14 protein-coding genes are annotated in these 15,043 nt (G+C 60.5%); 6 read left to right on the top strand and 8 right to left on the bottom strand.

Going from position 1 to position 15,043, the window contains the following annotated elements; all coding sequences use genetic code 11:
• Window positions 1-1,368: 1,368 nt before the first annotated feature.
• Together ABD987_RS17030 and ABD987_RS44580 are read left to right on the top strand one after the other, a co-directional pair.
• Window positions 1,369-2,367, top strand: a complete 999-nt coding sequence (locus tag ABD987_RS17030) for a fatty acid desaturase (RefSeq protein WP_345393692.1) — start codon at window positions 1,369-1,371, stop codon at window positions 2,365-2,367.
• A 795-nt stretch (window positions 2,368-3,162) separates the two neighbouring features.
• Window positions 3,163-3,723 carry a class I SAM-dependent methyltransferase gene (locus tag ABD987_RS44580; protein WP_378273089.1) on the top strand — a complete coding sequence of 187 codons (561 nt, stop codon included), beginning with the start codon at window positions 3,163-3,165 and terminating at the stop codon, window positions 3,721-3,723.
• Between the two features lie 8 nt (window positions 3,724-3,731).
• On the opposite strand, the gene ABD987_RS17025 is transcribed toward ABD987_RS44580, so the two are convergent.
• The 6 genes from ABD987_RS17025 to ABD987_RS17000 form a co-directional block, all read right to left on the bottom strand.
• A complete protein-coding gene (locus ABD987_RS17025) occupies window positions 3,732-4,451 on the bottom strand; it encodes a hypothetical protein (RefSeq protein WP_345393689.1) in 720 nt (239 codons plus the stop codon).
• Window positions 4,452-4,964: 513 nt separating this feature from the next.
• On the bottom strand, window positions 4,965-5,486 hold the full coding sequence (locus ABD987_RS17020) for a suppressor of fused domain protein (protein WP_345393686.1): 522 nt from the start codon (window positions 5,484-5,486) through the stop codon (window positions 4,965-4,967).
• A complete protein-coding gene (locus tag ABD987_RS17015) occupies window positions 5,483-5,890 on the bottom strand; it encodes an ankyrin repeat domain-containing protein (protein WP_345393683.1) in 408 nt (135 codons plus the stop codon). Before ABD987_RS17015 ends, ABD987_RS17020 begins: the two co-directional genes overlap by 4 nt.
• Window positions 5,891-5,944: 54 nt before the next feature.
• A complete protein-coding gene (locus tag ABD987_RS17010) occupies window positions 5,945-7,255 on the bottom strand; it encodes a putative T7SS-secreted protein (protein WP_345393680.1) in 1,311 nt (436 codons plus the stop codon).
• Window positions 7,255-7,593 (bottom strand): hypothetical protein, encoded by a 339-nt coding sequence (locus ABD987_RS17005; RefSeq protein ID WP_345393677.1) that lies wholly within the window; start codon window positions 7,591-7,593, stop codon window positions 7,255-7,257. Before ABD987_RS17005 ends, ABD987_RS17010 begins: the two co-directional genes overlap by 1 nt.
• A gap of 38 nt (window positions 7,594-7,631) precedes the next feature.
• Window positions 7,632-8,021 carry a hypothetical protein gene (locus tag ABD987_RS17000; protein ID WP_345393674.1) on the bottom strand — a complete coding sequence of 130 codons (390 nt, stop codon included), beginning with the start codon at window positions 8,019-8,021 and terminating at the stop codon, window positions 7,632-7,634.
• Between the two features lie 947 nt (window positions 8,022-8,968).
• Between ABD987_RS17000 and ABD987_RS16995 the strand changes: the two genes are divergently transcribed.
• From ABD987_RS16995 to ABD987_RS16985, 3 genes are all read left to right on the top strand, one after another.
• The gene (locus tag ABD987_RS16995; protein ID WP_345393671.1) at window positions 8,969-10,300 is read left to right on the top strand and encodes a NucA/NucB deoxyribonuclease domain-containing protein; all 1,332 of its coding nucleotides are present in this window, start codon (window positions 8,969-8,971) and stop codon (window positions 10,298-10,300) included.
• Window positions 10,301-10,330: 30 nt separating this feature from the next.
• Window positions 10,331-10,810, top strand: a complete 480-nt coding sequence (locus ABD987_RS16990; RefSeq protein ID WP_345393668.1) for a hypothetical protein — start codon at window positions 10,331-10,333, stop codon at window positions 10,808-10,810.
• 153 nt (window positions 10,811-10,963) lie between these two features.
• Entirely contained in the window at window positions 10,964-11,509 is a 546-nt protein-coding gene (locus ABD987_RS16985) for a hypothetical protein (RefSeq protein ID WP_345393665.1), read from the top strand.
• Window positions 11,510-11,593: 84 nt separating this feature from the next.
• On the opposite strand, the gene ABD987_RS16980 is transcribed toward ABD987_RS16985, so the two are convergent.
• A complete protein-coding gene (locus tag ABD987_RS16980) occupies window positions 11,594-12,442 on the bottom strand; it encodes a hypothetical protein (protein ID WP_345393662.1) in 849 nt (282 codons plus the stop codon).
• 579 nt (window positions 12,443-13,021) lie between these two features.
• Entirely contained in the window at window positions 13,022-13,549 is a 528-nt protein-coding gene (locus tag ABD987_RS16975; protein ID WP_345393659.1) for a hypothetical protein, read from the bottom strand.
• A 1,024-nt stretch (window positions 13,550-14,573) separates the two neighbouring features.
• On the opposite strand from ABD987_RS16975, the gene ABD987_RS16970 reads away from it, so the two are divergent.
• A complete protein-coding gene (locus tag ABD987_RS16970) occupies window positions 14,574-15,038 on the top strand; it encodes a hypothetical protein (RefSeq protein WP_345393656.1) in 465 nt (154 codons plus the stop codon).
• The last annotated feature ends 5 nt before the right edge of the window (window positions 15,039-15,043 follow it).

The following is a 15,043-nucleotide window of genomic DNA, read 5'->3' as shown; positions in this document are numbered from 1 at the left end:
TTGGCTGATGCCCTCGCGGCGAACTTCGGTTCAAACCTAGCCGCGAGGGCTTGGCAGGTCTGTTGTCGAAATCGTACTCGGCCAATTGGACAAGGGCACGTTCAAGCCTTGTCGAAGGCCTTAGAGGCCGACTTAGACCAGGATATGCAATCCAAACTTGCCCTGGGGTACGAGTTGGCTTTGGGGCAAGCGTTCTTGATTGACGACCTAAATGATGGTCAAACCTCTACCGCCGACGTCAAGTTGATTTCTGCACTCAAAGAGATCGAAGTGGCTAGTGTCGTAGATGCAATAGGATGGCCCCGTGGGAGAGTGGCATTCTCCTGGAGTGGAACGCAAGCAGCGGCCTTATGTGCAGAAGAAGAAAGTTACCTACAAAAGCGCAGACCGCTGCCTTCGGGGAATATTCTAGGGCGATCTGCCCCTGTACTAAGCTACTACCAGGCGATCGCGTACGGGAGTTCTCAGGAGCGAGTGCAAACGTTAAAAAAGCTAATCACGCAGTACCTCTTAGTCGCTCAGTGGTGTGACGACCTCTACGATTGGGAGGACGATCTGCTTGCGGGAAGGTTCACGCCTGTTGTGCATGAATTTGTAACTTCTGCCGGCTTCGAATCGTGCGTTGACTACGAGGAGAGTCATTACCCGAGCTTGCTGCGCGCGGTTTACCTCGGTGGCCTCCTGCTTCGAGAACTTCGACGTTGTCATGCGAGACTAAGTGATGTTGTCGCCGGTCTATGCGACATTGGCTCCGCAGCAGAAGATCTCGTTGTTATAGTGCTAAACCTGAAATCTATTGTAGAGAGTAACATTGCGAAACTCGGCTCAATGATATGAGCGGAGAGGAACGGCAGCCGCGCGTAGTCGTTAGAGTAGCCAAAATCTGCGATGTAGTCGTTCTAATACGTGAGTTTTTGTCCAGTGCCCCGGTGCGGGGGAAGTTTTCGACAGCACCTTGGGTAGTCATACTTGTGCTTGCCTCGTTGGAAGGTGCGATTTCAGTTATCCGCAGGAGGGGTCCGTACTGCTTAGTCGTGCGATCGTCTGCAAAGGTGGTTGGTGGACTGCTGGTAGGTCGGAAAGGGGCAGTCTTCAATGCAAGTCTGCAACCACATTTTCGAACTATCACCGTCGTGCGGGAGATTACCGCGGTCTTCGAGGATTCTTTCAGTCGTGATAATTGGCCGCGAATGACTCTTTGGACGGGAACCCCTGCGGTGAAGAGGCAGGCAGCTCGGATGGGATTCATCGTTACCGGCGAAAGGCGTCATGTTCACGCGATCCGAGTTACAGGTTTTCGGTTTCCTGTAATAAGGCGCGGGGAGGCTAACTTCAATGAAGATATGACACTGGAGGAGATGGTGAGAGATGAAAAAGGTCAACGTCGGAAGTCCTCCCGGTAAGACGCTGGGGACAGCCATGTTTTGGGGCGCGGCGTGCGCCCTGATGGCTGCTCCCTTATTGCCGTGGTGGATATGCCTCATGCTTGCCCTGTGTGCGTTTGAAGTGGTTATTTATGCAACCCATGAGGCTCTTCATATAGAAACGAATGGAGACTCGTCTCCGGGGCTTTACGCTCCCAGGGTAATCGCGACTGTCGGCATGTCGTTCCAGCTTCAGAACATCGAGATCCTGCGCTTGGCGCATCTGTTTCACCATCGAATGGGAAGATACGGTGATGGTTGGGCGCCTGACGTATCGATTGGAAAAGCTACTTTCGCGCAAAGAGCTCGCTACTATGCGAGCCTGACGTTCTTGCCGGCGGTAGCCTGGCAGGTAGCATGCCTCATACGTCCTGTGTTGCCCCTGAGCGCCCAGCCATATCTGACACATATTGGCTACAAGATGCGAGTCTCATTGCGGTTCATGCTAGCCTGGTGTTTAGTGGTATCGTATGTGGTGTATTTTACGTACTTTGGCGGTGTATGGACGTTCTTGGCCTATTGGGTCTGCCTTTGCTTTATGTGGAGCATCCAGCAGAACATCGCTCACTATGGTTTAACAGGGGTGGATCCCGTGACGGATCGCGTCTGCGCTCATACCTACTATCTTCCTCGCCCGTTTTCGTGGATAACCTACGGATCAACTGCACATTTTCTTCATCATGCCAATATGCAGATCGGTGCAATCGACCTATACTCGACAGATGAGTTGAAGAAGGTTGAAGACCACTTAGGTCTCACCGTAGTTCCAAAGTATGGGTTGTGGCCTTACCTTGGCGACATACTCAGGCAGTTCCGAGGCCCGGTCGAAGTCTCAAAGCTTACCCTTGACTGGGTATCGCGGGTTGACCGTCAGTCAAAGGAATCTGTAGTCGGTGTCTATGACTACCGTCGAGGGCGTACCTATGTAAGGAAAGAATCTTAGTGGTATAATAGCTCCAAATGGATTTTAACGTTAAGATTCTAATGAGGCGAACCGCGGCTCTGTTTAGACGAGAGTTGCGGTCACCAGCGTTTGTGTCGGTCCTCGTCGTGATTGGACTTTACAACGTACTCATCGCGCAGCCAGGTTTTGCGGTAAGGCTATTCTCTAGCGGGTGGATATTTGCTGAGGCCCCTTCGGTGGCTTCCGCCTACCTGTTGAATTGGGTGGCGCTGACGTTGATTCTGGTTGGTTGGGCAAGTCGCGTCGTGTTGACGTTGATAGTCACCCAACAGATGTATCGCATCTACCAGGGGCAGTCAATTCAAACGAAGAGCTTATTTCGAGGATTGAAAACGCGTTTTGTCGTATGGTATGCGCTTTGTAGCGCCGGGCTGTTCGTTGTCGCGGCTTTGGGGGGTCTCCTTGTCTGGGCATTTGGTTGGGCAATTTGGAGCCTCTGGCACGTTGACTTGACGCTGCTCGTGCTACTTATTCTTGCTCTCGGATACCCGCTCTATGTGTCCTGGCTGGCTACCACCTCACTCTTGGCGATATTGCCTGTTTCTCGGAATGATCGCCTACGTGGACTGCGACAGGCGTTGAGTTGGCAGTTTGCGCGCCAACTCTATGTATATTACTTCTTGCGAGTCGGACTTGAGTACGGACTTGGTGCAATAGTGTTGTACGTTGGCTCCTCTGTGGCGCCAGGGTCGATTTGGGTCCACTTGGCGGGTTCGGTCGTGCTTGTTACCCCTCTACTCTTCTTGCGAACTGCAACGTACACGAAAACAGTCGATGTTATGGGCGCGGCGAAAGAGTTGGAAGATGTATTGGAGCGGCCTCGTGTGGACTAGGGTTTGGCATGATCTGCTGCTCTCTGCTATCCCCGCGATGTCGGCTGATTCAGTAGTGCTAGAGATCGGGAGCGGGCGCGTACCACTTGAAATTTCGGGATGCAACTATATCTCTGTTGACCTGAAGAGGGTAGTTCGTTTCCCTGGGGTTATTGGATCCGCTGAAGCGTTGCCAGTGCGATCTGATATCGCAGACATGGTCGTTGGCTCGCGTATTCTATGTAGCGTTCAGTCGATATCTGCTACACTGCTTGAAATAGCTCGGGTTATGAAGCCGGGTGGCATCTACGTCGGCTTAGAACATTGCAAAGACCCTTGGCTAGTCTTCGTTGGATATCAGAATGTGCGCAACCTTTTTCGCGCACGCCGCGGGCTGTGTCGTCTAGGCGTCGACGTGTGCTCCGAACTATCCCTTGCTGGCTTCGATTTTTCAATACGGCGAACTCCTCTGCCGCTGAATCCCGTTATTGCATTCCAGGCGGCTCCGCGCTTGGGAGATTGACGGATCCTCTACAGGGCCTTAAGCGCTTGATAGTACTTTATTGTCGGCCTCGGATACCTTAAAGTTGATGCGACAAGGTTTTTGAGAGCTAGGTATAGCAGGGTAACCTTCGCTCGTCGGGTTGGGACGAGTGTTAGTAAGCCTGCTCTAAAATCATCCTCCATGTCAATGGCTGCATCGTAGTAGAGACCTGCAGTGAAAAGCGTCGTGGCGAAGCGGCTGAACTTAACTTGTAGTGATTGTGTGCGAAATGCAAAAGGTAGGCTAAACCAATCTGCCGCCGCTACGGCTTCCCGTTGCAAGATGTCAGCGTACTCGACCACTTCGGCTGCGGTCCGCTTCTGACTAGCAATCGCCACTATTTCTTCGATAATCTGAGCCATTTTCCCCCTGAGCGGTCGACCGTGTGGGTCTTGCGTTATTAGGTTGAGCGCGTCGCGAAGCTCTGGCGGTGCCGCGTGGGGCGGGTAGAAGGAATCTGGAATCGGCGTCCCCTCTTTGAATTTCATGGTTAATCTTCTCATTAGGCGAGTGCTTGCTTCGATGTCCGAGTATTCATCGAGGGTTTTATCGATCCAAGCGGCGAGAGCATATATGTTCTCACCTAGTCGTAGCGGCACGCTGGCGAGGTCGCTCGGTGAATTGACAGCCTGCGCTGCAGCCAAGACGCAGTAGAAGAGCGGAACATACCAGGTATCTTGAACTCTTGCTTGGTCGTCTGCTCGCATCTAACTCGACTCCAACCGTGAGTTGTCGGTGTAGTCAAGCCTCCTCGTGATCAGTAAGGCGCGCTAGAGTCCAGCGTGCTGGCGAGGTTGCCGCTTACGTCGACGGCCGCGTCACATCCAACGGCAGCGGATCACTCTCCTCGAGCACTTTGACCAGCGCATCAAGGCCTGCTGCTTCACCCCCGTCGGGCCGCGGTCGATTTCGAGGATCATCTCGAACATCGTCTTCACCAGGCGCGCCGCAGCACCGTCTTGGCGGGGTAGGACCGAGTACACCAGCCCCTGTGGTTTGAGCGTGGCGACGTCCAAGTCGGACTAGCTTCGGGTGGTGAAGGTGACGAATTCCGGCCATTCAGGCCGCCACAGCTCAACGCTACGGGCCAGTTGTTCGGCACGGGCGCCGGGCCGAGGAAGCGGGCGAAGTGATCGGGTACTCAGGCGTCGGCCAGGAGATGAGCAGCTCCCACAGGCCGTTGAGATCTTGGCTGGTTAAGCGTGGCCGTGCCCGTGTCCCTACGGCCGGGTGACGTCCAGCAACGGCGGGTCGGCGCTTTCGAGGTGGTCGATGAGTGAGTCGACGCCGGCGGTGTTGGCCTGGGTGACTTCGTGGTCGGTGAGGGGGATCAGGGTCATGATTTCGGCGACGACGCGGCGGTCGGTGTCGAAGACCGCCTCGAAGGTGTCCTCGAGGTAGGGGTGGCTGCTGACGAGGATGCCGGTGATGCTGGTTCGCGCGAGCAGCGGTTCCCCGTTCGGGATGACCTGGTTGTTGACCAGGCCGCGGTTGCCGCGCAAGATGAGTTCGAGCGTCGTGCGCAAGAGGAAAAGGGCCGCGCCATCCTGCCCTGGTTGGACCGAGCACACCAGCTCTTGTGGGTAGATGGCGGTGATCGGCTTGTCGGCGAGGCCGTGGGTGGCGAAGCTGACGAATTCCGGCCGTTCGTGCCGCCAGATCGCCACCCCGCCGAGCTGTTCGGCTACGGTGCCGTCGCCGAGGTGGCGGGTGAAGTGGTCGTCGATGCGGGGGTCGGTCATGGGTGCAGTAGCTCCGCCAGTTCGTCGGGGAACCCGTATTGTCCCTTGGTGATGTCGGCTGGGGTGTGGCCGTTGGTCTCGGTCGCGGTCTTGTCCGCACCGTGCTTGAGCAGCAGTTTGATCATGGCGCCATCGGGTGACTTCCGCCATCGGATCACCGCAAGGTGCAGCGGTGTCGCTCCGGGGGCGTACACGGCCTGCACGTTCGCGCCCGCCTCGAGCAGCGCCCGTGCGGCGTTCAGCGCGCCGTCCTGCACGGCGAAGTGCAGCGGTGTGTACTGGCTGCGGCTCTCGGCGAGGTTGACGTCGACGCCCGCGGCCAGGCGTTGGCGTACTCCGTCGGCGTCGTCGTTCTTTGCCGCGTAGTGCAGTTCGTCGCGGCCTTCACGGTCTAGTTCGGCCATGTCACCTCCTCATGTCGCTGCTGGTCGTTTTCACCGTACCCCGGCGGTTCGGGATCACGGGGGTAACTCGTGCTGGTGACTTTGGTTGGCGTTGGGGGTCTCCAGCCGGTACTTGTCCGGGTTGTTCTGGTCCTCGATCACTCTCTCGCGGGAGTAGCCGCCTGCCTCAGCTTCCTGCTTGTAGCGCCACCACTCGTCACCTGGCACGTGGCCGAAGTGGGACTTGCCGGGTTCGGGCACGGTCATGCCGTTCGGGTCGGGCTTGCCGGTGTCGGGGTTGACCTTGACCAGGCTGCCATCCGGGTTGTGCTTTGCGGGGATCCGTTCCCGGGTCGCCTGGCACACGAAGTCACCCGAGCCGTCCGGCTCCCGCTCAGCGTCGCGGATGACCGCGCGTTTGGTGCCTTGGCGGAGTTTGACCCGGTTGCGGGTCGGTTCGTAGACCTTCCGCGGTGCGGGTGCCGGTGGTCCGTCCGGGTGTTCACCCGGATGCGGCTCGTGCTCCTTATCGCCGTGGCGTTTCATGCCGTCCTTGACGAACTTGCCCGCGCCGAAGGTCGCTGCGGCCAGGACGAGGTCGCCGACGTTCTTGCCCAGGCCGCGGGCTTGGTGGCCGTTAGCCCAGTCGTCCCAGGCGATGATGTTCTTGAAGGTCTCGATCGGGTGGGTGATGTTGTGTGCCATCTGCGCGACAGTGCCGGCGGGGTCGGAGATCGCACCCCAGACCGCTTCGCCCGCGCCTTTGAAGCTCTCCCAGATCCCGCCGAAGAAGTCCGCGTCGGACTGCTTGATCGAATCCTGCGGCGCACCCGCCGCCTCAGCCCGCAACGCCTCGGCGCACCGGTCACCCTCGGCCGTGAGCTGCCGCCGCGCCCGAGACAGCATGTCCCGGGCGGCTTGCCGTTTCGCCTCGCCCGGGTCGGTGAACGCAGGCGGCTGCACCACCGTCGGATCACCGTGCTCGGCGTTCGCCCGGGTCCGGGCCTCAGCATCAGCGACCGCGCGGCCGTGGTCAGCCTTGGCCTTCTGCGTAGCCGCGTCGCCCTCCTGCCATAGTGCGATCGCCTCGGTGGCCTGGCCTTGGGCCCAGGACAGGCAGTTCGAGAAGTCCGTCAGCGCCTGGGCGGCGTTGTCGAGCGAGTCGCCGGCCTGGCCCCAGCGGGGGACGTCAGTCTGGTGATGTTCGTGGAACTTGTCCGACGCCGCACCCCGCCAGCCGCCGGTGTCGATACGCTTGAGCGCTTCCTCGGCAGCCAGCGCGGCGCGGGCCCGTTCGTGCAGCACGCGGGCGTTCTCGAACACTGCATCGTGATCACCCGGGACCAACGCTTTGGGGTCGGTCGTTTGACCGAGTTCGGCGGCCATCAGCGCGAATGCGCCGGAACGCCAGGCGTGACCGCGTCCAGCCCGGGATCCTTGGTCAGGCTGCCGGCGGCGTTGTGCTCGACCTCCCGGTAGGCCTTGGCGGCCTTGCCGAGTAGATCACCCATGCTGCGGGCGCGGTCGGACAGCGCATCGAGGCCGACGCTCCAGCGGCCGCAGAACTCGGCCAGGGCGTCGTGGACGCCGTTATGCCCGTACATCGGCGGCTCACCGCACAGCCCGCGCAGCGCGAAGCCGTCCTGGTCAGCCGCGACCTGGCCCATGCTCTTCGACGCGCTCTCCAGCACCTCGATCTCGACATGGAATCCCGGACCATCCACCCCTCATCAACCCCTCCGTCGAACGTTCCGGTCGCGCCCTACCTGCTTCGGGCCAGTCGTGACCAGGCCTGCGCGACCACTTCAGGCGGTGCGAGCCGCGAGAGCACCGGGAACCGGTGCTCGTCGTCGGGATCCACCATCACGCCCACGCCTGGCGGCACCAGCTCCAGCAGGTCGGCGCCGGTGGTGAAGAAGTACGGGCACTCCCCGGCATGCGCGTACAGCCGCTGTGGTGTAGAGAACACCCGCATCCACTGACCGTGCTCGCCGAGTTCGGTGACCAGTAACCCTGGCTGCTCCGAGCGCTCGGCGTACACCACCGCGGTGGCGAACGCCTCGGCGAAGTCCGCAGGCCCACGCTCGCCCGCCCATACCTGCTGCGCGACCAGCGCCAGGCGTGACTCAGCCTCCCTCTGGTCACAATCCACACCCGGCACCGTACAAGGCGTGACAATCTGACTCAAGCATCAAACGCCGTGACGAGGTGTCACCTTCTCAAGGGTGTTGTGCGTCGCGTGGTTCAGAGCTGTGGTTGTGACGGTGTGAGCCAACCGCAGATGTTCGTCCGTTTCGGCAGCGACTCACGATCGTTTTCATGATCAACCTCGCTGAGGAGTGATCACATTCGGCAGCTGGGCTGACGAGACGCTGCCGCCCTGTTGCCTTGCAGGGCCGATGTTGCTATGGGCGTCATGACCTTGGCCTGTGAGGTTAGGATGATCGGCATGACGTCGTGCTCGGCTGGGACAGGAAAGGTCTGGTGGTCGGGTCGAATCCCGACCTGCCCACGATGTCTAGCCGCGATCGCTAGGGACGAAGACCACTGGTCGTGCGTGTGGTGCGGCTACCTTCAGGAGATCGTCGAGCAGCTGTCAGCGGAGGTGCCGCTGCTGGTTGCCGGGGAAGAAGCCGGTTCCGACGGCTGACCTTGCCATCGCTATGTGACATCTCCGCCGGATCCGATTCACGTCCCGGCGGCTCGACAGTGATCCACTGCTTCGTACGTAACCGATACTTCACGCCGTTGCCTCTACGAAGATCTCAGATCAGCGAAGCAGGAACGGCGCAATTCGAAAGGGTCCCAACCAATCGGCGTCTGTCCACAGTGGTCATTTATTGATGATCGAGACGAGTAGGTTGTGTTGATCACGGGAGCTGTGGGAGTGTCGGGATTGCGTGAGCTCGATAGGGAGAATCGAGCGCGTGCAGGGGAATTCTTTCACTTCACCATTCGAAGACGCGTGACGTCGGTGTGACGACCTGTGCGTGGGTCGTGGGGCTGGCTGCCGTCTTCGTGCCTGCTCGTTCGTGCTCGATTCCTTAAGCAACAGGGAGGAACAGCGTGATCAGACGGCTTACTTGGCGAAGAGCCACCGTGGCGCTTCTGGCCACAGCGGCACTCGTGATGTCGCTGGCGCAGGGAACCGCGTCCGCGCAGGAACTACGCGGCTGGCACCAGAAGGGCCTCGTCCCGACGTCGGCTTTCCATTGGGACGGCCAGAATCTACGGATCGATGAACAGCCCGCCGCGCCGACAGTACCCACCAACCCGACCCCCGACCAGATGCGCCGCCGCGTACTGGAGGGCGGGCAGATCGCTGGGGTCGACGCGGCCGAGGCCGCTCGCTCGGCGACAGCGGGTGCCCAGCCGATGGCGAACACCCCACCGACAGTGCCGGATGCGGCGTTCGTCAGCGAGTGTCGCGCCAATCCGGCGTCGACCGGCCGATACGGGTGGATCAAAGACCGGTTCCACTGGTGTTCCCGATGGACGGCCTACGACGTGACCTTCGACCCGAGGACTGGGTTCAGCGCGATGGTCATCAAGATGACCGTCATCGGCTATGGCCGCGACGACGGCCAGCGTGAGAACGTGCTGTTCATGACACCGGAGCAGGCGGCCGTCACCGGCAAGTTCACCCCCGCCTACCGCTTCGGTTTCGAGACCGCGTGCACAGGCCCGACCCCCGGTTGCGGCGTTCAGGGTGGCACGGTGACCAAGACGATCGCCGAGTGGCTCGTCGACGCGGCTTCGGGGACGTGGACCTCGTGGAAAGTTACCTCCGACGAGAACGCCAGTACCCGGCAGGACAAGGTGCTCTATCACTTCTTCCACTTCGTCGCGCACCTTGCTGGCGGCCAGGCCCGCCCCGGTAACTACACCTATGCGACCAAGTGCGACTCGGCCGACTACATTCCCGGCCGCCCCAAGGGATGCGTCTTCCACGATGTCGTCCCCCACCTGCAGTACCGCGTCCACAACCCGGACGGCAGCAACTCGATCGTGCACGACGTGGCCGAGCACATCCAGTTCGCCTTCGACCACCCGGACAGCACCTGGCCGCCGGAGAACCATCCGAAGAAGATCCCCGGCAAGTACACCGGCGTCCTCGACAAGGACTGGGTCGACCACCTCGAACGCGTGCCCTACGGCAGCCCGGACCACACCGCGAACGGCAAGGAAAAAGACCGCGCCTGCACCAACCCCGCCTGGCCCGATAAGCCCCAGGCTGGCCAGCAGTGCGACGAGTTCCCGTTCGCGACCACCGTGCAAGGCGCGGCGCATCCGTACTACGACTTCTCGGTGAGGGCTGTCAGTGCCGACAACAACCGTGACGCAGGCCTCGCGCTGCAGGCGTACTACCGGGAAGACCGGATCCTCTACTACGATCTCGACTTCTTCTACGTTCAGATCCTCGACCGCTAACGAGGGAAGCCAACATTCACGATGACAGTCATGGCATACCGGATCGGCAGCGTTCAGGCTGAGGTCATCCCTGACCACACGATGATCATCATTCTGGGAACCGGGTTCGACACTGTCATCCGCCCCGACTTCGGCGGAAGCCGGTTGTGCCATGGCGTCACCGACATGCTCTACCTGCTCAGCGCCTCGAGCAGCATGCACTACGCCACCGTCACCCTCGAAGCCTGGACCGCCGAACCGGACCAGCCCACTTCGAGCGAACCGTGGGAGGAACACGACGAGACCCGGCTGCGGCTCACCCGCGGCCGGGCCTACGTCTCCGCCATGCTCGAAGGCCCCCTCAGCCCCGAACTCGACCTCGGCAACCCCGGCGACTACCACGTCCGCGTCCACGCCACCGGCCGCGAACGACTCCTACACCTCGAGCGAGACGAACACACTGACCCCGACGACATGCACAGCGGCGTCGAACGCTTCCTCGTCCAGCTTTGGCCAGTCCCTCCCGGTTGATCTGACGACCTGGTGACGCAGTGCACGCCAAACCGGCAGCGTTTCGTGATGTCCGAGCGTAACGATTCCCTCATGAAGCCCGACCATTCAGGACTACGCGTGTGTAGGTGACCAGCGATCTCGTTGATGGCTGTCGCTCCCGAGGGAGGTCCTATGACGAACGTACAGTGGCCGGCAAAGCCTGTCTCGACGAGCGGAGAAGACCTCGCCGAGCCTGCGAAGAATTTGCTGATCGGACTCGGCCTCTTGGGAAGCGAGTCACCGGGCGCTGATGCGACGACACCCCAAAGCCTCCAGGTGATACAAGCTGGTTCCTTAGCTGTTTCACGGAACTCGGCGCGGATCATCGCAGGGGTGTCAGCCTTCGCCGCCAGCGGCGGCTTGCTGTCCCAGCTTGGCAATATGGATCTTGCCGTCCGGCTGGTGATCATCGGTAGTGTGGCGCTGGTGCTGGCAGCTGGCGCTGTAGCCGTAGCTTTGATCATCGCTGCCGACGTTCGTTGCCGCGCAGCTGCCAGTGTCGCGCGCACTGAATCGCTCGCTGCCGTCGCCGCGGCATTCGTCAACGGCGGCGCGAGCTTGTCCAGGTCTGGTTCCAGCGCCAGCCCAGCGAACAGCCTGGGAAGCACGCCCGCCGTGAACGTCCAATGCCTGATGTCGGCGTTGACTCGTTCCGCGACCACAGCGAGCGGAAGCTAGAGGTATCCTTGCTGCCTGTCGAAGGCTGCCTCGTCCAGCTCCTGCCGACACTGCCGGGGGTGGCCCTAGAGCCCGGCGACGTGTCTACTCGCTTTCTTGCTCGAACTCCTCGATAGCGGGTATGAGCTGGTTCACAATCTCCGAGTAGTCTTCCGCGACTATGAACTGGACGTTCGATTCTTGAAGGGCGGGAATTTTACTCCAGAAGTCCTTTGCGGTCGTTCCGAGAGGGACGTTGGCGACAAGTACGAAGTGGTTCAACTCATCTTTCGCTCCATAGACCATGTCTGCGAACCGTTCAACGTCTACTGGCGAAAGTGTGGTGTTTGGTGACTTTGCCACCGCTTCGACACCAGTCTTTGAATTCCCCGTGACGGTTACGTCGAACGGTCGTTGATCAACCTGCAGTTGAACATGCTTGTTGTTCCACGCCCATCCTTGGAGGGTTGTATAAACGAGACGGTGGTAGTTCTCGCCAAGAGACTGAAGCCGTGCGAGACGCCGCGCGACCGCACGCTGGCGAGCTTCCAAGTCCTCGTCAGCTAGAGGAGAGGCGGCGCTGGCGGCGACGCTGGAAATGATTTCGCCGGCCTCCTCTGGAGAGGCCTTGTCGATCTTCTTCGTGGCAGCGTTCAGAAAGCGCGCCTGGGCGAGCTTGATCTCGTTGTCGCCGATCTTGATGCTTGTCGGCAGTCGGCCGCCCAGGGCAATGATTCCGCCAAAGACGCCGCCAGCGAACAGAACAGCCGTTCCAGCTTGGTTATTGCTGGTGAATACCGCCACTGAACCAGCCGCTAGGCACGCCAGGGAGACAACCGAGGTCGCTGCTCGTGCCCACACTCCCAGTTCGACAGCAGCGTGGGGAACGTCAACGTCCTCATCGCCGGGATCTCGGTGCGTGGTGTCGTTGGCCTTGTTGTCGTCTGCCGTCATCGTGACCTTTCAGCGGTGAGGAATCTTGTCGGGAGTACCGCATCGTACGGCCAACGGCAGTTGCCAGACATACCGCACGCCCACGGTCCTCCACCTTGGAGGTTAGGGTGGCCTGGTTCCTGCTGTGGCCTGGCATGTGGCTCTGATGGGTGTAACAGGTTCTACGTCACAACGACTCCTGAGTACTGCGGCGGTAGCGAAGGCGCGCCCGGAGGACGCGGCGTGAGAGACAGTGAAGTCGCTGGCACACACGTTGCTACCGTGGCGGCGCAGTTCCGCCTGAATGGGATCGAGTACGAGTTCGACTTGGACGCGGTGAACGTCGCCGCGGCCCGGATGACTCCGGAACGCGTCGTAGAGCACTGGGTTGAACTTCCCGGACGACGTTGGCCGCCGAACAGCTGCTCGAGCTGGTGATAGGTATCCGCGGAACGAGTACACCTCTCACATCGCCTTGCGGGCGCTCCGGAGACTGGGACTCGCAACCAGTCCGATCCCCGGCGAGCCTGCCAGTACCGCGGGGACGCCTGGTTCGCCTGATCGGTCATCTGCACCTTCAGTGCAGCACCAACTGACTGCTCAACCGGCCCCGCCGACCTCGCCACGGTCGGCCAGGCCTTCGCGTCGCTGGTCGGGTTCCTCGCTGCGGAGAACTTCACGACTCGTATCGGTGCGGTCGAACATGCACTGGCAGATGTCGATCTCGCGAGCGTCGACCGCGTGGTCGCCGATGCCGGTTTGACCGAGGAACTGCTGAGTGCTGCGTTGCTCGTACGTCAGCACGCGGGGCGTATCAACGACTTGATCCATGCGACGGTCATCCTGCGCGCGCTGCCACTGATCCTTGAGCCAGGGGAGCGCGTTCTTAAACGGCCGTCGCTGGCGGCTGGCAACGACCCAGGCCGGAAATTCGACCTCGAGACGACGCACCGCATCGCCGAGTTCAAGGTCGCCTTCTGGAAGGGAGCCGACACGATGCGCCAGCGATCTCTCGTCGCCGACCTCGTCGGACTGGCCCTTGACACGAGCGGCAAGCGGGCTGAGCTGTACGTCGTTGGCGACAAGCCGATTCGCTATCTCCGTACATGCAGCACTAGCGTCCAGCATGCTCTAGCGCGCTCGTCGCCCACGCTTCGGGCTGCGTTCACGGCGCAATACGGCGAGGTCGCCATCAGTATCCGGGACTTCGCCGCTCAGATCTCGGGCCGAGTCGTGGTGAAGGACCTCCGGAAGGTCTTGCCGCCGCTTGCCAGTATGTCCGAGGGCGGCTGGGATGTTGGGTGAGGCGGTTACCGCTGCGGCCTTGGACAATCCCGATCTGCACAACGCAGTCAACGAGATCCCCGGACACAGCTACCAAGACGGCCGCTATCGCCGAGCCTAGCAAGCTTCCCTCGGCGCTGTCCTGCCCGAATTCGCCACCAGCCTACCGATCGATCGCCCCTGATCGACTTCCTCCAGCGAGAGTGCAGCACTGACCTGGCCTGAGGTTCGGTGTCAATCGCCGTGCCGCGTAGCTGGCTGGCGTGGCATCCCCGGCGGTGCCTTGGTGACGAGCAGACTCGGGCGACAGGCAGTGAGGCGTATCCCGACCGCCGCTCGAAAGTGAACACGTGTCGCGACATCTGTCAGCTAGCTGTCACGACACGCGTTTGGTGCGCCTTCGTTGCACATACCTTCTGTATTCTGGCTGCGCTCAGCGGTGGTCCGAGCTTCCACTCAGACCACCGCCAAAGTGATCAAGAAAGAAAGGAAGAGTGAATGTTATTCATGTACGCGATGTTTCTGGCGAAGGTGAGGGCTCGTGCCAGAGCTGTCACCTCCTTGCTGGCCAGGCTCACGGCCTTCGCCCCGGGGGCGTCTGCCTCCATGGGGCGCCCGCGTGATCGCGCCTTTACTAGTTTTCGTGGTTTCGAAAGTGCGGTTTCGAGGCCAAGGGCTGGTTGGTGGCCGGATCACCGTCTTGATCTTGCAAGATTTCGTCTCGCTATTGGTAGCCGTTGGGCCTTGTCGCACTGAGTGCGAGCTATGGCATATCAAAGAAAAGGAGGTAGCAACAAAACTGCCACGCTATAGCGCCTGACGGCACCCGGCGAGACGGCCGAATCTGATCGGTTCTGTTGCGCATAGCATGGTCAATACCGGACACGTCCTCGACGCGACCACGTTCCTTGCGGCGGCGGACGGCGGCGCCGACCCCAACCTGGTCTTCGTGCTGGAGCACGGGCCACATCTTGTTGGCGGCTCCCTAGCGATCGCCGTCGCGCTCCTCCTTATACGCAGGATGCAGCCCTACGACTTCACGCCTATCGTTCAGGCGCTCGCAAGTATCTTGAGCGCGATCGCTGTGATCATTCGCCTGCCCAACGACTATGTCCGGGCTGGCATGCAGGAGCGACGGGATTCGAGAACCCTTTTGAGACTGACTAGAGCGCTCATGCGAGCAGACAAGAAACTTGAGCTCACGAAAGCGCGCAAGGAAGCTGAATCTATTTATTATAGCCGCAGGCGTGAAGAATTCATGCTCCCGATCCTCGAGCAGCCACCGCCTGATTCCGACGATGACTCTCAACCGCCGCTGAAGACAGTGTCATGAGACGT

The sequence above is a fragment of the Amycolatopsis samaneae genome, assembly GCF_039541975.1.
Taxonomy (GTDB): Bacteria; Actinomycetota; Actinomycetes; order Mycobacteriales; family Pseudonocardiaceae; genus Amycolatopsis; species Amycolatopsis samaneae.
This window is presented reverse-complemented; position numbering and strand designations above follow the sequence as displayed.